Raw genomic sequence first — 20,006 nt, forward strand, 5'->3', positions numbered from 1 at the left:
GCCGAAAGCCTGCGCGGCTTCCGCTACTGGACCCGTGGGCTCGAATCAACTCACGCCCGAGGCGACCGTTTCGCGTCGGTCGCCGCGGTAAGCCAGTGCCCGCTTGGCCTGAGCTTCGACTTTGGCGAACCCATTTTCGTAGATCGCCACAACCACGCCTCCGATCCCTAACAGAAAGATCTGGACCATCGGGATGATCGTCATGTTGTGGAACATGGCATTGGGGAAATAACACGCCAAGATCCCGATCGTCAGCAATCCGACCCGGCGTCGATCCAGTGGTAAGGTGCCATCGGTCGCCATCCGCCATCCGTACCCGCCCAGCGTGATGATCGCCGCCAGGAACAGCCCCAGCCCGATCAATCCCGAATCGACCAGGAAGGCCAGGAAGACGTTGTGGTGGCTGTATGCCCGAACGCGTTCCAGCGGCAACCCATAATCCCGAATCGTGTGGTACGCATCGTGCCGTTGAAAGTACTGTCCGTATCCATGTCCGGTCAGCGGTCTGTCTTTGAACATTTCCCAGGCGACGGTCGCCAACAGGGGCCGGAGTTCGACGGACTTGGCGGCATCGGCGGCGGAGAGGGCTTTGTCGCGTTTGAACGCCATCAATTCTTCCTTCAGCCCCATCGTCATCGCGCCGGCCAGCAATACGGTGGCGGCCAGCCCGATCACGCGGACCCAGCGGGGACTGTGCACCAAACCGACGATGGCGACCGCGCCGGCAATCCCCAACCAGCAACTGCGCGTCAGCGTCGCATACCCGCCGACCAACAGGATCACGCCGATTGCGGCATAGATCGCTTTGTGCCGACGGTTGCTGCCGACGAAACAGGCGGCGACTGCGGCCATCGCCACACCGATGATGAACCCATTGCCGGCGGGGTTTAACAACGGTCCTCGCCCGCGGCCCAGAAACATCCAGACATCGGGATCAAGGATGTGCTTGGGAAACACAAACGCGTGCCAGCCCTTGACTTCACAAACGGCGGTGAAGGAAAGGTAAACGCCCAGGGCGATCAGCGCGTGCAACATCCACCACAGGTCGCGTCGGCGAAAGGGCGCGACGCGGGCGACGAAGTAAACGGCGGTGGGCATGAAGATATAAAACAGCCAACGGGCGGTCGGGTCGACCAACGTCTCGCTCAGATCTCCCCCTCGACTACGTTGGAACAGGTAGACGACAAACACCAGCAAACAGACATCGATCCGGTTGACCGGCGAAAGTTTCAGTTTGCCGAGTCGCCACTGGATGGCGGCCAACCCGATCAGGAACGCCCATAGCATGCGGTCCAGGCTGATCTGGATCGGCCCATCGAAGGCCAAGAAGGGGGGGCCGAAGACGGTTCCCGTCAAAAACAGCAACGTCAATACGCCGGCCAGACGCCCGTCTTTGACGATCGGGACCAGCCAGACGAGGGCGGCGAGTGCGAACAGGAGGGCCAGTAAGTTCATCGGACACACGAGTGAAGCGGGCGTTTGACGCTCGGCTGTCCCGGCCGATCCACCGGTTGCGCGCAACGAGGGACAACGAAGTCCCAAAACATAGGTGCCAGATGCCTCCTGCCCGACGGAAATTCGACCGCAATCCGACGCGGCCGAGGGTGCTGTAGAACCTATAGCTGGCGCAATGCGAATGACCGTTACGAAACGCCCACCCCGTAGCGGAAGCCGCCAAGGCTTTCGGTTGCCCCCACTCCAAGCGCCGATAGGCAAGCGAGCCAGGCAACCCCGAGTGTTCGACCGCGACTTGCCGATGCGTTCGGAGAGTCGCCGTGTTCTCCAAACTCGGCGTCTCGGACCTCGGCGGATCGCCCAGGCGCCGCTTTGCCCCGCGCCGACCTCGGAGAGGACGGCGACGATCCAGCCCAATCGAAAACGAAACGGCGGTCAATCGCTACGGCTTCAGCCGCTTGGTGATCCAAGCCTTGCGTTCGCGGAGTTCGCGTTCGAACCCTCGATCGACCGGTTCGTAATAACTGCGGTCTACGCCCAAGTAGTCTTGTGCTGCGATTCCATGGGGGCTGTCATGGCTGTAGAGGTATCCTTCGCCGCGTCCCTCGCGCTCGGCCGATGCGGAATGGGAATCACGTAGGTGTTGGGGAACGGGAACGACCTTTTGCTCGCGCACGTCCTTGCGTGCGGTTCCGATCGCCACGGTCGCGGCATTGCTTTTGGGTGCCAGCGCCAGATAAGCCACCGTCTGCGACAACATGAATTCGCTTTCGGGCAACCCGACCCATTCACAGGCCTGCATGCAAGCGACCGCCATCGGCAGGGCGGCCGGATCGGCGTTGCCGACGTCTTCGCTGGCCAGAATCACCAGACGCCGACACAGAAACCGCAGGTCCTCGCCGCCTTCCAACATGCGTGCGAGCCAGTAGATGGCCGCATCGGCGTCACTGCCGCGGATGCTTTTGATCATGGCACTGATCAGGTCGTAGTGGTCGTCGCCGGTCCCGTCGTAGCCTGCGATGCGGGTCCCGATCGATTCGGCCGCCGCGTCTCGGGTGACGCGTGGGGGAGTGTCACCGGAACTGGACACGGCGATCTCCAGCGCCGTCAGTGCCCGCCGCGCGTCGCCTTCACAAACCTCTGCCAGCAACGCGATCGCGTCTTCATCGACCGTCGCCCCGGTCGAGGCCAAGCCGCGGTCGCGGTCGCTGAGCGCCCGGTGCAACAACTCCGTGATCTCCGCCGGCGAGAGCGTCTGTAGTTGAAACACCTGACTGCGGCTGATCAGCGCCCCGTTGACGGCGAAATAGGGATTGCTGGTGGTGGCCCCGATCAACGACACGATGCCGGCTTCGACGTCGGGCAACAAGGCGTCTTGTTGGCTTTTGCTGAAACGATGGATTTCGTCGATGAACAACACCGGCCGTGGCTCGCCGGTGGCCACCAAGTCGGTCGCCCACGCCAACGCTTCGCGGACGTCCTTGACACCACCGGTGACCGCGCTCAAGGGGCGAAATCGGCTGCCGGTTTCGCTGGCCAGCAAATGCGCCAGTGTCGTCTTTCCCGTCCCTGGAGGCCCGGACAAAATGACCGATCCCAATCGCCCCGCGTCGACCATCCGACGCAACAGTTTCCCCGCCCCTAGAATGTGTTGCTGGCCGACGTACTCTTTCAGGGTCGCGGGGCGCATCCGTGCGGCCAGTGGTTTGGCGTCGTCCAAGAAGTCGTCTTCTTGGGTCTGGAACATCGAAGGCGTCTCGGCCATAACGAATTTAATCGGTGCGAGTTTTTTTGGGGGAGCGTGAAGCGAATTGTCCGAGCGAACTGCCACCGATGGAACCCCCAAAGGAAAAAGCAAGATGATCGGATGGGTCACGCTGGCGATCGCGGTGGGCATCACACCGGCGATCGTCGCCGCGGTGCTGCTGCGGGTCGATGATTGGAGTCGCGATTGGACTCAGAACCGGGCCTCGTTGGACCCTGCGGCCGAGCGTCCGGGACTAAGGCCGGTGGAACTTGACGGCACGGTCCAGGAGGTCGTCGATCGAATCCGCCGCTGGACGGAAACAGATTCCAAGTGGGCCTGGATCTCCGAAACGTCGGGGGAGGCCCAGGGCGAACGTCAGCAGCGGCGAATCAAGCTGACCCGCACGACGCCGCTGATGCGATTCGTCGACGACATCGAGGTAGAGCTCTCCGCAAATCCCGAGCGGAAAAGTGTTTTGGTCGACGCAACGAGTCAGTCGAGGGTCGGAAAAGGCGATCTGGGCCAAAACCCCCGCAACCTGATTGAGCTGACGAGGGCACTGCGAGGGGGGTGAGAAGGCGGAGTCAATTCCGGGCCGATGGTCTATAATGAGAGCCAGCGTAGCTACCTTCGCCAGAAGGTGGATTCCCGGGGTTTACCACGCTCTGGCGAGCGTAGCTACGTCAAAGTGCCAGTGGCCCTCCCCCATCCCGCCTTGCGTCCTGCCGATGCTGATTCGAATCTTTGTCGCCACCGTGTTCCTGATGTTGGTCGGATCATCTGTGTTGTGGGGTGAATCCCCGGCCGATCCCGCACCGGATTTCGCCCGCGACGTTCGCCCGATCCTTTCCGACCATTGTTTCGCCTGTCACGGCCCGGACCAGCACGAGCGTCAAGCGGATCTGCGGCTGGACACCGCGGATGGTGTCGCTTCGGTGATTGAGGCCGGGGCGGTCGACGACAGCGAATTGATCGCTCGGCTGCGTAGCGACGATGCCGACATGCTGATGCCGCCGCCGGAGTACAACAAACCGCTCAGCGAATCGCAAAAGCAGACGTTGGAAGCCTGGGTCGCCGCCGGTGCGGAGTTTCGCGGGCACTGGGCGTTCGAGTCGCCCGTCAAAGCGGATGTGCCTCCAGCGGCAACTCACCCGATCGATCATTTCATCGACACCAAAGCGATCGACAAAGGGCTGACGTTGGCCGGCGTCGCCGATGAAGCCGCGTTGTTGCGACGGCTGTGCTTGGATCTGACCGGATTGCCGCCTTCGCGCCAGCAGATCGAACAGCTCGCCGAAGGCAAACTGGATGTTGATCGACTGATCGATGAACTACTCGCCTCGCCGGCCTTCGGTCAACACTTCGGTCGCTACTGGTTGGACTTGGTCCGCTATGCCGACACCCACGGATTGCACTTGGACAACTATCGGGAGATGTGGCCGTATCGTGATTGGGTGATCGATGCCTTCAACCAGAACATGCCGTTCGATCAGTTCATCACCGAGCAATTAGCCGGCGACTTGTTGCCCGACGCGACGCTGTCCCAAAAGATCGCCAGCGGGTTCAATCGATTGAACGTCACGACCAACGAAGGCGGATCGATCTATGACGAAGTGTTCGCCCGCAACGTGATCGATCGAACCGACGCCTTCGGAACCGTCTTTTTGGGCATGACGACACAGTGTGCGGTCTGTCACGATCACAAGTTCGATCCGATTTCACAACAAGAGTACTACTCGTTGTTCGCGTTCTTCAACAGCCTGGACGGCCGGGCGCTGGACGAAAACAAGAAGGACCCCGCGCCGGTCATCCGTGTGCCGAATCAAGACCAGTCGGCGGAGCTCGCGGCGCTGGACGAACAGATCCACGAATTGCGTCGTGAAATGCGTGGGCCGATCGATTCGGTTGACCAGGCCCAACGGGATTGGGAAGCGGGCTTGGCCGCCCAACACGACAGCGAGGCTTCGAAGGATTCCGATCGAACCGAATTGCTGACCCCGAGCGGCGTTCATGCCAAGTTCGGCACCGATCTGATCATCGAATCCGACGGCTCGGTCCGCGTCGGAGAGACGATCGCCGATCGCGAAGTGCAAACCATCACGGCCACGTTGCCGCAGGAGTTGGCCGACGGTGGTTGGCAAACCTTGCAATTGGAAGTGTTGCCGGATCCCAAAACCGACCGAGCCGGAGTCGCCCCCAACGGCAATGCCGTGCTGACGGAGATCGAAGTCGAAACGCGCGTTGGTTCTCCGGTCGCCGAAAAGGGCTGGGAATCGCTGCCGATCCGCTCGGCCGTGGCCGATGTCGAACAGCAAGACGGCAGCTTTGCGATCTCGTTTGCGATCGACGGGAAACAGATGGCGGCCGAAGGCTGGGCGGTCGCCGGACATCAACAAACCGGCGGAAGGAACGCAGCTTTCGCCGTTGCCGGACTGGACGAGCGAATCGATCTCGGCCACGACCAGATTCGAGTTCGATTGATGTATCTGTCGCAGTTCGCCAAACACCAACTCTACGCCGTCCGTCTTTCGCTCTCCGAGTCACCCGCCGCGGCACCGATCAAGGATCAAATCACGATCGGTGACCTGCATGCGGTCGGTCCGTTCCCGGTGGAAAGTTCCAACCCGGGGATCTATCGCAGCTTCGGATCGCAGCAGGGCGCGTTCAAGGCCGATGAGACGTTCAAGTACGAAGACAAAACCTACAGCTGGGAAAAGCAAGACGACTGGACTCCGGTCGCGATCCACTCGCTGCCTGTCTCCGGAGAGAGTGTCGCGGTGAACCTGATTCACCAATCGCTCACCTCGCCCAAGAAACAATCGATCGATCTGTTGCTGGGAACGAGCGACAGCCACGTCGTGTTTCTAAACGGCAAACGTGTTGCCCTTTCCGAGCGTACCGGCCCGATCAATCCGCTCGGCCGGACGTACAGCTTGGAGCTGAAGAAAGGGCACAATGACCTGTACATCAAAACCGTTTCGCTGGGTCGCGATCCCCAGTTCGCCTACGCCTACCGTTCACCGGCAATCCCGTTACCCGACTCGATCGCCTCTCTGGCGGCGCAGCAGCCGAGTGATCGCACCGACCAGCAAGCGGCATCGCTTCGCACGTATTACCGCGAGGTCCAATGCACGCACCCGGATTGGACGGTGCTGCAAGACATGGTCAAAGGCGCCGAAGCGGCGAAAGAAAAGCTGGAGGGCGAGATCGCGACGACGCTGGTTTGGAAAGAATTGGATCAGCCGCGGGAGGCAAAGATCCTGATTCGTGGACAGTACGACCAGCCGGGTGAAACGGTCGACCGGCAGGTTCCGGAGTTTTTGCCGCCGATGGCCGACGATCTGCCGCGCGACCGACTGGGATTGGCCCGGTGGCTGGTTGCGCCGGAGCATCCGTTGACCGCCCGCGTGGCCGTGAATCGTTTCTGGCAATCGATCTTCGGCAGCGGATTGGTCAAATCCAGCGAAGACTTCGGCAGCCAGGGGCAACCGCCCAGCCATCCCGAATTGCTGGATTGGCTGGCCGTCGATTTCATCCAGCACGGTTGGGACGTCAAACGTTTGATCAAGTTGATGGTGACCAGTGACGCCTATCGACGTGACGCCGTGGTCGATCCGAAGAATCTTGCGATCGATCCGGAGAACCGGTACCTGGCTCGCGGGCCGCGTCATCGTCTGGATGCCGAAGTGTTGCGTGACCAAGCGTTGTCGTTGGCTGGCCTCTTGAATCCGCAATCCGGCGGACCGAGTGTCAAGCCGCCACAGCCCAGCGGGTTGTGGTACGCGGTGGGGTACACCCGCAGCAACACGGCCAACTTCAAAGCCGACGCGGAACTGGAAAAACAACTTCGCCGCAGCGTCTATATCTTTTGGAAACGCACCAGCGCGCCGCCACAGATGTCGACCTTTGACGCCCCCAGTCGCGAATCCTGTACGGCGCGGCGCGAGCGAACCAACACGCCGTTGCAAGCGTTGCTGCTGATGAACGAATATCAGTACCTGCAGGCGGCCAAACACTTGGCGGTGCGGCCCCACGATGAATGTGATTCAGACGATGCGTCGGACAAGCTGGCGTGGTTGTTCGAAACGGTGACCGCCCGCCGACCGGTCGAAACAGAAGTCGACGAACTTGTCACGCTGCTGGACAAGGTCCGGAAACACTATGCCGACGATCCGGCCGCCGCGAAGGATCTGTTGTCGGTCGACGACATCCAGATTGACGCGCTCGCCCCGAGCGAACATGCCGCCTGGATGATGATCGCCAGCACCCTTTTGAACTTGGACCAAGTGGTCAATAAGTAGGAAACGCGAATGATGAATGTGAATGAACGATTGATCCGCTTGAACCGACGTTCGCTGTTTTCGCAGTCCGCCGCGGGGCTGGGCGCGGCGGCGCTGGCGTCGCTGGACAGACGGACCGATGCCGCACCGGCAAACACGGGCGACCGCAACACGGCGGCAAAAGGCGGTCTGCCGGGACTGCCGCACCACCCGCCCCAAGCCAAACGCGCGATTTACTTGTTCATGTCCGGTGCGCCCAGCCAGATGGATCTGTGGGACCACAAGCCGACGATGGCCGATTGGTTCGACAAAGACCTGCCCGATTCGATCCGTCAGGGCCAGCGGCTGACGACGATGACCAGCGGTCAGGCTCGGTTTCCGATCGCGCCGAGCATCTATTCGTTCGCGCCACACGGCGACAACGGGACGATGGTCAGCGAATTGCTGCCGCACACGGCCAGCCATGTCGACGAGATCGCGCTGATCAAATCGATGCACACCGAAGCGATCAACCATGATCCCGCGATCACCTACATCTGTACCGGCGATCAATTGCCCGGCAAGGCCAGCTTGGGGTCATGGCTCAGTTACGGCTTGGGAACCGAAAACGAAAACCTGCCCGACTTTCTGGTGATGACCGCGTCGTGGACCGGACGCAAGGAAGCCCAGGCGCTTTACAACCGGCTGTGGGGCAGCGGGTTCTTGCCCAGCAAGTACCAAGGCGTCGCGCTCCGCAGCGCGGGCGATCCTGTTTTGTACCTTTCCAATCCCAAGGGCATCGATTCGAAACTCCGCCGCGAGATGCTCGACTCGCTGTCGCGGCTGAATCGTATCACCGCGGATTCGATCGGCGATCCGGAAACCGAAGCCCGGATCGCGCAGTACGAGATGGCGTTTCGGATGCAGACCAGTGTGCCCGACTTGGCCAACATCAGTGACGAACCGCAATACATTCTGGACATGTACGGTGACGATGTGACCACACCGGGCACGTTTGCCAATTGTTGCTTGATGGCGCGGCGGATGGCCGAACGTGGCGTGCGGTTCACCCAGATCTTTCATCGCGGCTGGGACCAGCACGGCAACCTGCCCAAGGACTTGCCGAATCAGTGCAAAGATATTGACCGGCCCTGTTCGGCGCTGTTGAAGGATCTCCGTCAACGCGGAATGATCGACGACACGTTGGTCGTCTGGGGCGGCGAATTCGGTCGCACGATTTATTGCCAAGGAAGTCTGTCGAAGACCAACTACGGTCGAGACCACCACCCCAAGTGCTTCACCGTGTGGTTGGCCGGGGCGGGAATTCAGGGTGGCGTGGTCCACGGGGCGACCGACGAATTTAGCTACAACGTGACCGAAAACCCCGTCCACATCCGCGATCTGAATGCCACGATCTTGCATTTGATGGGCATCGATTCGGACCGATTCACCTACGCCTTCAAGGGACTCGATCAGCGATTGACGGGAGTCGAGGGCGGCGAAGTGGTTCGCGAGGTGTTGGCGTAGGGGCTTTACTCGTAGCGACGCTCGATGCGAGTGTGGAAGACGCGGGAGATCCACCTCCCTGTGGTTCAGGGCGGCCAGAGATATTTGCAAAGACCCCTTAGAATCAAAGACTTAGAAACCGCACGACCTCGGAAGGGCGAGTGACGAAACCCTTTTACGAATAACGCTTTAACAACCTGCCGCGACCGCCCGGAAGGGCCGTCGTACAACCTGCCGCGACCGCCCGAAGGGGCTGTCGTACGTGGAAACCGGCCGTCGCACGTGGAGACCGCTTTGTCGCATCCGAAAATGAACGCTCCCTCGGCGGCGGCGGTGGTCGCCGCCAGCATGATCGGTGCGGGTGTCTACACGACCAGCGGCTTCACGCTCGGCGACCTGGGCCAGCCGCACCTTGTGATCGCTGCCTGGGTGATCGGCGGCGTGATCGCGATTTGCGGGGCGTTGTGTTACGGGGCGCTCGCCCAGCAGTTCACCGAATCGGGAGGCGAGTACCTGTTTCTGGCCCGTGCGATTCACCCGGCCGCCGGGATGATGGCTGGCTGGGTTTCGCTACTGGCCGGGTTCACCGGGGCGATGGCCTTTGCCGCGACGACATTCGAATCCTACGTCCGGGGCGCCGGCATGGAATTGTTCGATGGATGGCCGGATCGATCGATCGCGATCGGCTTGGTCGTGCTCGCCGCGGTGGTCCATAGCCTGGGATTGAAGCGGGGGACCCGGATTCAAAACGGAGTGGTCCTCGCCAAACTGGTCCTGATCGGTTTGTTCCTGCTGATCGCTTTCGGCACGGTTTCGACGTGGCAGGGAACGATGCCGGAGCTGGCTCATTCGCCGTCCGAGAGCGCTATAACCGCGGCGGATGCCACCGATGCGGCGGCCCCGCCGGCGGAAAATGGTTGGGCGTTTGCGTTGGTGTTCGCCAATGCGTTGACGTGGATTTCGCTCAGCTACAGCGGTTTCAACGCCGCGGTTTATCTGACCGACGAGATCGAGCAACCGACGCGCAATGTGCCGCGGGCGATGTTGTGGGGAACGGTCGGCGTCGCGGGATTGTACGTGCTGCTGAACATCGTGTTCGTCTACGCACCGCCGGCGTCCGAGGTGGCCGGACGGCCCGACGTGGCGACCTCGGCAGCCGACGCGGTCGGGCGACAAATTCAGGCCCGCGGATCGGATTGGGGGATGCTGGTCGGACCACTGGTGCGCGTGGCGATTCTGGCGGGGCTGGGCACGTCCGTGTTGGCGTTGATGCAGACCGGCCCGCGGGTCTATCAGAAAATGGCCGCCGATCGGCTGTTGCCGCGCCTGCTGGCCGGGCGAACTGACGAGGGACAATTGGCGGGCGGGCTGCACCAGTCGCTGCCGACCATTTGGATCCAGGCGATCCTGGCGGTCGTCGTGATTGGCATCAGCACGCTCCGCGAACAGCTCGATTACCTGGGATTTACCCTGTCGATCTGTGCGGCCCTGTGTGGCTCGTTGGTCTTTTTGTTCCGAAACCATGCTGTTAATCCGGTTCGCGTGCGGGGCTATCCGCTCGTTCCCGCGATTTATGTTCTTGGCACCCTGGGAATTGCAGCGCTAACGGCGATCCGTGTTCCCTTACAAGCGGCGGTGGGGTTGGGCACCCTGGGCATCGGAATCGCGGCGTACTTGGGATCCCGATTTGTGTGGGGTAGTCGGGCCTTCGGCGATCGGTGAAACTGAGGCCCCGGTCGGTCACGACCGGGAAACTGGTCTGGGCATGCCGGACCTGGAGGCGGACGATCGGAGGTGAAAGCGGACCACCTGCGGCCAGAAAGCCCCCATAATGATTTCACGCGTCGCGCATCATGCCCGACCACCTTTTCACGGAAACCTCTCGAAATAGACGCGACTATGAGATACGCATTTCGCTTGGCTGAACTCTTGGGGCACACTCCCGATCGCCGCAAACGGCCCGGGACGATCAAGTCAATCGTTGAACACACGGGCCTGGATCGCCACCAAGTCGCATCGCTATTGAAGAACGAGGCGAAGTACATTCCGCTGGACGCGCTGTCGCGTCTGTGTGATTACCTGATCGACCAGGGGCATGCGACGGCGGACCAATTGCCCGGCGCATTATTTGCCGTCAATCCGGAGAATTTCTGGGAACTGATCGCCCGTCGGAGCGAAATTGAGATCATCGTGGGCGTGCGGGCGACCGATTCCAACGCCACACCCGAAGGCGCCTCGGTCGTCGCCAGCGACTCGGTGCTGGTCGGCGAAGTGCTGAGCGGAGTTTCCACCCTGGGCGGAGTCGCCAAGCACAAGGACCAGGAAAGCGGCGAGGGGCCGGGACGCGAGGTTCCGATGCCCGATCGATTCCAGCAGACGCTCGTTTGGAGTCCCGGCCAAGTCGATCCGGCGGACGTTCGCCAACGGGCCGACGAAGTGTTCGACGGCTTCGTCGACGCCACCGGTGACCGCGGCATGATCTGCATCGGCAGCATCAAAAGTAACCCGGTGGTCGAACTGTTGTTCTCCGACGTGTTCGGCTGCACGCCGTTTGTGACCGAAGACGATGTCGATGACGTCTCGGCACGCTCCTGTCCGTTCTTCCTGCGCTATCGAGACTCCGACCCCAAACCCGACAGCGCATCGGCGGGCACGCGGCTGAGCAAGAACGAAGACGCGCCCGAACCGGGGTTCTACTACGAAAAAGACGACGGAACCTGGGAATTTGCCGGCGGAAAAAACAAGGACACCGCAATGGTGTTCTACATTTACCGTGAAGCACTCGGTCGTCTGGACATGGTGCTGAGCGGGTTCTCCGGTCGCGCCACCCGGCTGCTGGCCAAAACGCTTGCCATCCGCGGCGAAGAGTTTTGGCCTCCGGTTTACGAAAAAGGCGGGGACATCATCGGTGCCTACCTCGTCACCTATGAGCAACCCGAAGACGAACAGACCCGCGACGACGCGCTGTTCAACCCCAGCGGTCCCGCCGAAATCATGCCGCTGCCGACCAAGGCCATCGCCCGTCGGCTGGCGCGGCGTTAACACAACGTGTGAATCCACAACATGGCAAAACGGAAATCCAAGTCGTCGCTTTCCATGGCGGCGACGGCGGACAAGTTCGACCTGTACGAACAATCGGTTCAAACCCCGGAACATGAGGTCGAGTTTTTCGAACAAGCCTATCGCGAAGCGTACAAACGCAAACCGCTGACGCTGCGAGAAGACTTTTGCGGAACCTTTGCCGTGTGTTGCAAGTGGGTCGCGTCGAGCCCCCGCCGGACCGCGTTCGGCGTGGACCTGTGCGACGAAACGCTGCAATGGGGACGCGATCACAATCTGGCCAAGCTGAAACCGGCTCAGCAAAAACGCGTCACGCTGTTGCAGCAGGACGTCCGTGACGGCAACACCCCGGCCGCCGACGTCTTGGCCGCCCAGAACTTTTCCTTCTGGATTTTCAAAACCCGCCCCGAAGTCGTCGAGTACTTCAAGATCGCACGCTCCCACCTGAACGACCAAGGCATCATGGTCATGGACATGATGGGCGGCGGGGAATGCTTCAACGAAGAGCACACCGACAAGCGGACGATCAAAAAGGGCAAGAAGGGATTCGACTATCACTGGAAACAGGAATCGTTCAACCCGATCACCGCCGACGCCAGCTTTTCGATCTCGTTCAAATTCCCCGACGGCAGCAAGCTGAAACGGGCCTTCGAATACCACTGGCGGTTCTGGACGATCCCCGAAGTCCGCGAGATGTTGGCCGAAGCGGGTTTCCGCGAAAGCCACGTCTACTGGGAACGCGAGAACGAAGAAGACCCGGAGCTTGATGGCGGCTGGTATCGCTGTGGCTGTGCCGACAGCGACCCGAGTTGGATCTGCTACATCGTGGCGATCAAGTAGTCGACGTCGCTACGCTCGCCAGAGCGTGGAAAACTTCGACGTAGCGATGCTCGGGGCGAGCGTGGAAAACCCCGGGGATCCACCTTCTGGCGAAGGTAGCTACGTTCGACCGGCGATTCACGATGTTTATTTTGCTAAATGACGCTGTCCAGTTAGGTTTTAATTGGGCCGGACCGTCGCCGTCCTCCCCGAGGTCGGCGCGGGGCAAAGCGTCGCTTCTTCGCGCACGCCGAGTTAGGAGAGGCCGAGTTCGGAGAACACGGCGACAGTTGACTTGGGGGGGCCGTCCGCCGGACGGTTGATCGGGGCCCCCGTGGGCGTCCGATTTCTTCGGCAACGGACCCAAAAAAAATCCCGCTAGGCCGCCGAATCGACGAAAAACCCAACATCTGGGGAGAAAAGGGGCGTCAAACGCGGGAATCTCTGGAACTTTCTCCCCCTTGTGCTCATCCGATTTGGGTGAATGCCGAATCGCTCCTCGCGTTCGGCTGACTCATCCTCCGGCGTGGCGCTGTTTGTTGCCCCACTTGGCGACCGCTATCCACTGTATCATTGAGCCCGGTAGATCCGATATGACATCGGAACCTGTCGGCCACGGATTCAACAATGGCTTTACCAGAAGAATTACTCGACGAACTGCTTTCGGCGCATCTGGATGACGCGCTCAGCAGCGACGAGCGCGCCCGGGTCGACCAGATCTTACGCGACGATCCTGCCGCCCGCGAGCGGCTAGTGGCGATCGAACGCCAACGCAAGTCCTTTCGCGACGCGATGCTGGCGGTGCCGAAACTGCCCGATGGGTTTGCCGACACTGTCGTCCAAGCCGCGATCGCGAGGGCCGAGGCGGAAGAGTTGCGCAGCGACCACCCGCTGCGGCTGGCCGCAAACGATGCCTTCGTCGCGCCCCAACCGGCCCGCTCGTTTTCGACACCCCGTCTGGTCGCGATGGTCGCCGGTCTGGCGGCATCGGTGTTGTTCATCGGTTTGGTCGTGCGGCAGTATTCCGGCGACGTGCCGAACCGGCCATCGGACAATGAATTGGTCGCTGCTCCCCAAGTGATACCCGAGCAAGACACGGTGCCGGATCCTGAGGATTTACTTGTCCCGCTGGTGACCCCAGAAGCGATGTCGGATTCGATCATTGGAAACGTCGCCACCGACCAAGATCCGGTGCCACCGGTGGCGGATCCGCTGGAAGACGTGCGTCCTGAAGCGGCGCCCGTGATGCAACCCGTGCCGACAGAGCAGCTGGCCGATGCGAGTTCCAACGCGCCAGTCACCGATCTGCCGGTGACGGAAGCAACCGGCCCCGATACCGGCGCGATGCCGGCGACGCCTGACACCCAGTCGTTCGTCGCCTTGAAACCGCTCAGCATGTTGATGGTTGTGGAGATCAAGCAATCCGAAGCGGGCCGACAGACGGGCGCGTTCGATCGGGCGTTGGCCGAGATCCAGATCATGGAAAGTGACGAGCGCCGGGTCGATGAGGCACTTGCCCGCGCGGTCGTGCCCCAACCGGGCAGCGAAGCACCGATTGACGAAGCGCCGCGGGCGTTGCTGCTGGAATCACCCGCCAAGAAACTCGACCGGTTGGTGACGCGTTTGGTCAGCGACCGCGATGGCATCGAAGCGGTCGGGTTCTCCGCGATCAGCGTTCAACTGGATGCACCCTTGTTGCGTTCGATCGAATCGGTCCGCACGGTCGACCCCACCAAGATCCGTCACCAGGGCCAAGTCGTCCCGATCGTCAGCGATGCCGACGATGTGTTTGACGCTTGGGTCAGCCAGTTGGCCGATCGTTCGTTCATTCCCATCCAGGGCGAGCAGGAGGCTCAACTGCTGAGCGCACAGGCGCCCGGTGGCGGTCAGCTCGATGACAACGGACCCGACCAGATGGCGAACATTCTTTTCCTCGTTCGCTAGGATCGGGAATCTTGCCTCGATGCCTCGTTCCCATGCTCTGCCTTGGAACGCAATGCCGGCGTGGCGCCTGCCACACGCACCGCTTTCGATCACAACCTGAGCCGCAGGCGCTAGCCTCGGGCCTCACGGGGCTCGAAGGGCAATCCGAGGCCCGCGGCTAGCGCCGTCGGCTCATAGAGTAGGTGGCATTGGGCGCCAGCCTTCGGGCTTGATGGACGCTGGGGCCCCATCGACGCTGGGGCCCGAACGACGCTGGGGCCCGAACGACGCTGGGGCCCGAACGCTTGCGCGAATCGGTTGATGTCACGCCTGTTTCGTCGCCCGATGGCTGCTGGGAGTCGGCCATCCATCGCGGATTGATTTTGCTCACTGCCCCTTCAATCGCAGCGCGGTCGATATCAAATCGACGAACTCCGATCGCAGCTGAAACTCATCGGGGCCGACGTTGGCGCTGGCAACTTCCAGAACGTTGCGGAGGGTCCAGTCGCCGGCGAACTCGCTTTCACGAAGTTGCATGCCGAAGGCGGCGACCGCGGCGGCGAATCGGAAATCCGAATCCGTTTTCGCAAAGGCTTGTTCGCTGTCTTTAACGCTCTGTTGGATCAGCGTGCTGGTGTCGCCGTCGGGTTGTTTGTAACGCAGCTTCAGCGTCAACACATCGTCGCTCGCGGCAGCCTCGGTCAACTCGGGTGATCTCTGGTACTTCAGCGGGTCGACTTGACGTCGGCCGTCGTCGCTGGCGGCTTCATCAGCGTGGTCCTCGTCGCCGGCCATCACCAATTCGTAGAACGCGGTGACCTGATGCCCGGCCCCGATTTCACCGGCGTCCTTCTTGTCGTCATTGAAGTCCTCTTTGGCCATCACGCGATTCTCGTAGCCGATCAATCGGTACTTGGAAACGACGCGAGGGTTAAATTCCAGCTGCAGCTTGACGTCCTTGGCGATCGTCACCAGCGTGGCGTCGGTTTGACGGACCAGGACCTTGTGGGCTTCGTTGGCGGTGTCGATGAAGGCGTAATTTCCGTTTCCTTTGCCACTGATCTGCTCCATCATCGCGTCGTTATGGTTTCCCATCCCGAATCCCAGGGCGGTCAAGAAGATCCCGTCGGAGGCTTCTTCTTGGATCAGCCGAACCAGTTCGTCGGTGCCGCTGAGTCCGACGTTGAAATCGCCGTCGGTGCACAAGATCACTCGATTGACACCGTTTTTGATGAAGTGGTCTCGTGCGGTCGCATAGGCCAATTGGATTCCGGCGCCCCCGTTGGTGCTGCCGCCGGCGGACAGTTGTGAAAGCGCCTTGTTGATCTTCTTCTTTTTCCCGGCCGGCGTGCTGTCGAGAACCATCCCGGCCGAACCGGCATAAACGACGATGGCCACGCGATCCTCTTTGCCGAGCTGCTTGGTCAGCATTTTCATGCCCTCGATCACCAGCGGCAATTTATTCGGCTGGTTCATCGATCCGCTGGTGTCCAGCAGGAACACCAGATTGCACGGCGGGCGTGAATCGCGATCGATGGTCTTGCCCTGGATTGCGACCCGCGCCAGCCGATGATCGTTGTTCCAGGGGCAGCCGGCGATCGTGACGTTGGTCGCAAAGGGATGTTCCGATTCAATGCCGGGGACTTCGTAGCGGTAGTCAAAGTAGTTGACCAGCTCTTCGATCCGCACGGCGTCTCGGCGCGGCAACCGCCCTTCGACCAACGAGCGTCGCACTTTGCTGTAGCTGGCGGTGTCGACGTCGATCGAAAACGTGCTGAGCGGATGTTGGCGGACCTGTTTGAATTCGTTTTCGACGATCGGATCAAAGCGATCTCCATCGGTCGGTGACAACCTGTGCAATCCCAGAGGCGACGGCAATCCCGCGAGTTTCGATTCGGTTTGTTTTAGGGTGACATCTCCGAATGGTTGCTGGCGTCGTCGCGAGACGCGTCCTTCGGACTCCGCCTCCTCCGCCAGGTTGACCCCAAAAGCGTCGGCGGGGACGGCGCCAGACGCGGGCGAGTCGGCGGGGGCCATTTGGGCTTTGACCTGGCTTGGCAACCGCCGACTTCGGACGGACTGAGTCAGAACCGGTTTGGACAGTATCGGCGTTGTGAGTTCCGCCCCGACCGGTTCCGTCGCGGGCGCCGATTGGCCGGTGGCGGTGATCCCCGCAGGCGCTGGGCGTGGAGCGATGGTCGGCGCGGGGGCTGCGGGCGCGGGGGCTGCGAAGGGATGCGGATCAGCGGCCGGATCGGATCCCCGCAATGATTCCGCTTCCCGCAATGATTCCGTAATGCGAACGCTTTCGTCACGCGCCGCCTTTACGCCGGCCGATCGACTCTTGGGTGCAACGGAAAAACTTTCTGGAGCGTCCCGTCCTGGGGCCACAGACAGTGCGTCCATCGTCGGGGCAGTCTCGGTCATCATCTCGCCGCGGTCTGCTTCCTGAGCGATCGAATCGGATTCCGTCAGTTGGCGTTTGACACGACCGAGTTGTCGCTGCATTTCGGCCACTTCTTGAATTCCGTCGGAGGCCGCAGCGATGGCGTTCAGCTGGGAGTCATCGTCGCTCGCGTCACCTTTGCGGACCGGTGAATCCTCCGACGGCTGCGGCTCGGATGCTGTTGGCTCGGACGCTGTTGGCTCGGCGAGACGCTGGGCGAGTTCAGCTTGCTTGAAGGCCGGCACGATGGCCACGACCAGCAACACCGCTGCCGCGGCGGCCAATAACCAAGGCACCAAGCGTTTCGGTGATCGGGAGTCGTCTGACAGAGGGAGCTGGATGGCACGCCCGGCAGCGAGTTGTTCGCCAGTCGGGGAACTGCTCGCCGATGCCGCCAGGATTTGTTCGCGTCGATCACCGTCCAGGGTGCCCGAGGGTTCTTCGGCAAACAGCGTCTGCAGCTCGGCGGTGACACGACCGGCTTGGTCGACGGCCGCGCGAAGATCCTCATTGGCCGCCATTTCCTCCGTGAACGCAGCGGCGTCCTGCGGGGACAGTTCTCCCATCACATAAGCGGTGATCCGGGCGTCATCCCACAGCGACGGTTGGCCGCTGGCATCGTTGGGTCGGTTGGAATCAGACATGGAAGGTTGCCTCGGGGGCGAGTTGGCTGGCGATGGATTTCAGGGCGAAGTCGGGCGTGGGCGACTTTCAGGTGGTGGCGACGGCGTCTTTCAGGGAGCGGACGGCCGCGTGCAGATGAAAACCGACGTTGCTGACGGTCAGCCCCGTGACCTCGGCGATCTCGCGGTAGCTCAATCCGGCTTGCATCCGCAAACGCAGGACTTCTTGTTGACGCTTCGAAAGCCGACCGACCAGCACCGCCAACCGGCTCTCGGTCGCGTCGGCCTGTTCGGCGGCCAGGGCGGCCGCGGGGGCGTCCGGGTGGGGGTCTTGGACCGTGATTTCGGCGGCGTCGATCGGGTGGGCGTGTTTGGTACGTTGCATGTCGATCACTCGGCTTCGGCAAACGGCGAACAACCAGGGCTGGACGCGAGCGGCGATTTTCTCGCGATCCTCGCGGCACAGCCGTAAAAACGTCTCCTGGACCACGTCTTGGGCGGCCTGCCAGTCGCCGCCGAGCATCCGTCGGGCATATGCAAGCAATTGCCCCTCGTACTGGCTGATCAGCTGCGACAATTCATCCGGTGCCCAGGATGGTCGGTTCGGGGGCGGCGGTTTGGCCGCCGCATCGGCGTCAAAAATCGTCCCTGAATCGTGGCCGTCGGCCAGCATTTCGGCTGCAGAAGGTTCGGACATGGCTTTCTTGGACGAAACAGGGACGCGGTACAGGGGACAACACGAGCGGGGGCCGACTTTGTTAGGCGACCAATTCGATTTTTTTCTGAGGTTTTTGTGAAGCCGTTTTCTATTGACCTGACGGATTGTTCGCGGGTATCACCCAACGCCGAGTTCCCCGCTCAAAAAACAATCGCGATCGACGTGGTCCGACCGGACAATGGGGACTGTGCCTGATAGCGAAATCCTAAAAACGAAACGAACAAGGAAGGTTCGACCATGGCTGGCCCAAACACCACCGTCCCTTTGCTGGATGTCAATCGCGACAACAAGCCCCACCGCGACGAATTCGTTGAAGCACTCGCCGCGGTCGTCGACAGCGGCCGATTTTTGTTCGGCCCGGACGTCAACGAACTCGAAGCCGAAATCGCCCAGTACAGCCAAGTCGATCACGCGGTGGGATGTGCATCGGGCAGCGATGCGTTGCTGCTATCGCTGATGGCGTTGGACATCAAAGCCGGTGACGAAGTGATCGTCCCCAGTTTCACCTTCTTCGCCTCGGTCAGCTGCATCACGCGTCTGGGGGCGACACCCGTGTTCGTCGACATCTGCCCGGACACCTTCAATATGGACCCCCAGTGCGTCGCCGAGGCGATCACGAAAAACACCAAGGCGATCATTCCGGTTCACCTGTTCGGCCAGTGCGCACAAATCGATCGGATCTGTCAGATCGCGGCGGAGCACGACATCCCGGTCGTCGAAGACGCCGCCCAAGCGATCGGCGCGGCCTACCACTCCCGCCCGGCCGGCAGCTGGGGACTGGTGGGGTGCTTCAGTTTTTATCCGACGAAAAACCTGGGCGCGATGGGCGACGCCGGCATGCTGACCAGCGGCGACGCCGACGTGGCGGACCGCTTGCGATTGTTGGCCGGCCACGGGATGCGTCCTCGTTACTACCATCAAGCGGTCGGGATCAACAGTCGCATCGACACCTTTCAAGCCGCGGTGCTGCGAGTCAAGTTGCGGCACCTCGGTGATGCCATCACGTCCCGCAGCAAGATCGCATCGCGCTACATGGGGTTGATGCAAGACCGCGACTTGGTCGGACCCGATCAAGTCGTGTTGCCGACCGTCGATCCGAATGCGTTCCACGTCTGGAACCAATTCGGCATCCGTGTCGGCGGCGGGCGACGCGATGCGTTGCGGGCCTACCTGGCCGAACGTGGCGTGGGCAGCGAAATTTACTATCCGGTGCCGATGCACAAGCAACAGTGTTTCGAGTACTTGAAGGTTGACGGCAGCTCGTTGCCGGAAACCGAACGCGCCAGCGCGGAAATCTTGAACCTGCCGATTTTCCCGACGTTGACCGAAGCCGAACAGGAGCAAGTCGTCGACTGCATCAGCGGGTTCTACCAGGCCGGCGCTAAGGCGGCGGCGTAGGGGGCATCCGAATTTCGGACGAGGGTCCTGACGGTAGCGGTCGCCGCCAAGG

12 protein-coding genes are annotated in these 20,006 nt (G+C 61.4%); 8 read left to right on the forward strand and 4 right to left on the reverse strand.

Translation table 11 applies throughout. The features are described 5' to 3' along the window. Positions 1–45: 45 nt before the first annotated feature. Positions 46–1,455 carry an O-antigen ligase family protein gene (locus Mal15_RS24225; protein ID WP_147870118.1) on the reverse strand — a complete coding sequence of 470 codons (1,410 nt, stop codon included), beginning with the start codon at positions 1,453–1,455 and terminating at the stop codon, positions 46–48. 442 nt (positions 1,456–1,897) lie between these two features. Next, positions 1,898–3,202, reverse strand: coding sequence for a replication-associated recombination protein A (locus tag Mal15_RS24230; RefSeq protein WP_147870119.1), 1,305 nt, complete (start codon positions 3,200–3,202; stop codon positions 1,898–1,900). Positions 3,203–3,266: 64 nt separating this feature from the next. Between Mal15_RS24230 and Mal15_RS24235 the strand changes: the two genes are divergently transcribed. From Mal15_RS24235 to Mal15_RS24265, 7 genes are all read left to right on the forward strand, one after another. Continuing rightward, complete coding sequence (locus Mal15_RS24235) at positions 3,267–3,776, forward strand: DUF1499 domain-containing protein (protein WP_233902992.1); 510 nt, start codon at positions 3,267–3,269, stop codon at positions 3,774–3,776. A gap of 154 nt (positions 3,777–3,930) precedes the next feature. Continuing rightward, entirely contained in the window at positions 3,931–7,503 is a 3,573-nt protein-coding gene (locus tag Mal15_RS24240) for a PSD1 and planctomycete cytochrome C domain-containing protein (RefSeq protein WP_147870120.1), read from the forward strand. A gap of 9 nt (positions 7,504–7,512) precedes the next feature. After that, the gene (locus Mal15_RS24245) at positions 7,513–8,988 is read left to right on the forward strand and encodes a DUF1501 domain-containing protein (RefSeq protein ID WP_147870121.1); all 1,476 of its coding nucleotides are present in this window, start codon (positions 7,513–7,515) and stop codon (positions 8,986–8,988) included. Between the two features lie 288 nt (positions 8,989–9,276). Beyond that, on the forward strand, positions 9,277–10,689 hold the full coding sequence (locus tag Mal15_RS24250) for an APC family permease (protein ID WP_147870122.1): 1,413 nt from the start codon (positions 9,277–9,279) through the stop codon (positions 10,687–10,689). Positions 10,690–10,866: 177 nt separating this feature from the next. Beyond that, on the forward strand, positions 10,867–12,009 hold the full coding sequence (locus Mal15_RS24255; RefSeq protein ID WP_147870123.1) for a helix-turn-helix domain-containing protein: 1,143 nt from the start codon (positions 10,867–10,869) through the stop codon (positions 12,007–12,009). 21 nt (positions 12,010–12,030) lie between these two features. Beyond that, positions 12,031–12,867 (forward strand): class I SAM-dependent methyltransferase, encoded by an 837-nt coding sequence (locus tag Mal15_RS24260; RefSeq protein WP_147870124.1) that lies wholly within the window; start codon positions 12,031–12,033, stop codon positions 12,865–12,867. 606 nt (positions 12,868–13,473) lie between these two features. Beyond that, positions 13,474–14,790, forward strand: coding sequence for an anti-sigma factor family protein (locus Mal15_RS24265; protein ID WP_147870125.1), 1,317 nt, complete (start codon positions 13,474–13,476; stop codon positions 14,788–14,790). 366 nt (positions 14,791–15,156) lie between these two features. Here Mal15_RS24265 and Mal15_RS24270 read toward each other — a convergent pair whose 3' ends face one another. Together Mal15_RS24270 and Mal15_RS24275 are read right to left on the reverse strand one after the other, a co-directional pair. Continuing rightward, positions 15,157–17,859 carry a VWA domain-containing protein gene (locus Mal15_RS24270; protein ID WP_147870126.1) on the reverse strand — a complete coding sequence of 901 codons (2,703 nt, stop codon included), beginning with the start codon at positions 17,857–17,859 and terminating at the stop codon, positions 15,157–15,159. Positions 17,860–17,926: 67 nt separating this feature from the next. Then, a complete protein-coding gene (locus Mal15_RS24275; protein WP_233902993.1) occupies positions 17,927–18,535 on the reverse strand; it encodes an RNA polymerase sigma factor in 609 nt (202 codons plus the stop codon). A gap of 258 nt (positions 18,536–18,793) precedes the next feature. On the opposite strand from Mal15_RS24275, the gene Mal15_RS24280 reads away from it, so the two are divergent. Next, on the forward strand, positions 18,794–19,954 hold the full coding sequence (locus Mal15_RS24280) for a DegT/DnrJ/EryC1/StrS family aminotransferase (RefSeq protein WP_147870127.1): 1,161 nt from the start codon (positions 18,794–18,796) through the stop codon (positions 19,952–19,954). The last annotated feature ends 52 nt before the right edge of the window (positions 19,955–20,006 follow it).

This window comes from Stieleria maiorica, assembly GCF_008035925.1.
Taxonomy (GTDB): Bacteria; Planctomycetota; Planctomycetia; order Pirellulales; family Pirellulaceae; genus Stieleria; species Stieleria maiorica.

Bases quoted from the DNA above. Each gene is read 5' to 3' on its own strand.
- Mal15_RS24280 (WP_147870127.1), top strand. From the start codon at position 18,794: ATGGCTGGCCCAAACACCACCGTCCCTTTGCTGGATGTCAATCGCGAC.
- Mal15_RS24260 (WP_147870124.1), top strand. From the start codon at position 12,031: ATGGCAAAACGGAAATCCAAGTCGTCGCTTTCCATGGCGGCGACGGCG.
- Mal15_RS24270 (WP_147870126.1), bottom strand. From the start codon at position 17,859: ATGTCTGATTCCAACCGACCCAACGATGCCAGCGGCCAACCGTCGCTG.
- Mal15_RS24265 (WP_147870125.1), top strand. From the start codon at position 13,474: ATGGCTTTACCAGAAGAATTACTCGACGAACTGCTTTCGGCGCATCTG.
- Mal15_RS24275 (WP_233902993.1), bottom strand. From the start codon at position 18,535: ATGTCCGAACCTTCTGCAGCCGAAATGCTGGCCGACGGCCACGATTCA.
- Mal15_RS24230 (WP_147870119.1), bottom strand. From the start codon at position 3,202: ATGTTCCAGACCCAAGAAGACGACTTCTTGGACGACGCCAAACCACTG.
- Mal15_RS24245 (WP_147870121.1), top strand. From the start codon at position 7,513: ATGATGAATGTGAATGAACGATTGATCCGCTTGAACCGACGTTCGCTG.
- Mal15_RS24240 (WP_147870120.1), top strand. From the start codon at position 3,931: ATGCTGATTCGAATCTTTGTCGCCACCGTGTTCCTGATGTTGGTCGGA.
- Mal15_RS24255 (WP_147870123.1), top strand. From the start codon at position 10,867: ATGAGATACGCATTTCGCTTGGCTGAACTCTTGGGGCACACTCCCGAT.
- Mal15_RS24225 (WP_147870118.1), bottom strand. From the start codon at position 1,455: ATGAACTTACTGGCCCTCCTGTTCGCACTCGCCGCCCTCGTCTGGCTG.
- Mal15_RS24250 (WP_147870122.1), top strand. From the start codon at position 9,277: ATGAACGCTCCCTCGGCGGCGGCGGTGGTCGCCGCCAGCATGATCGGT.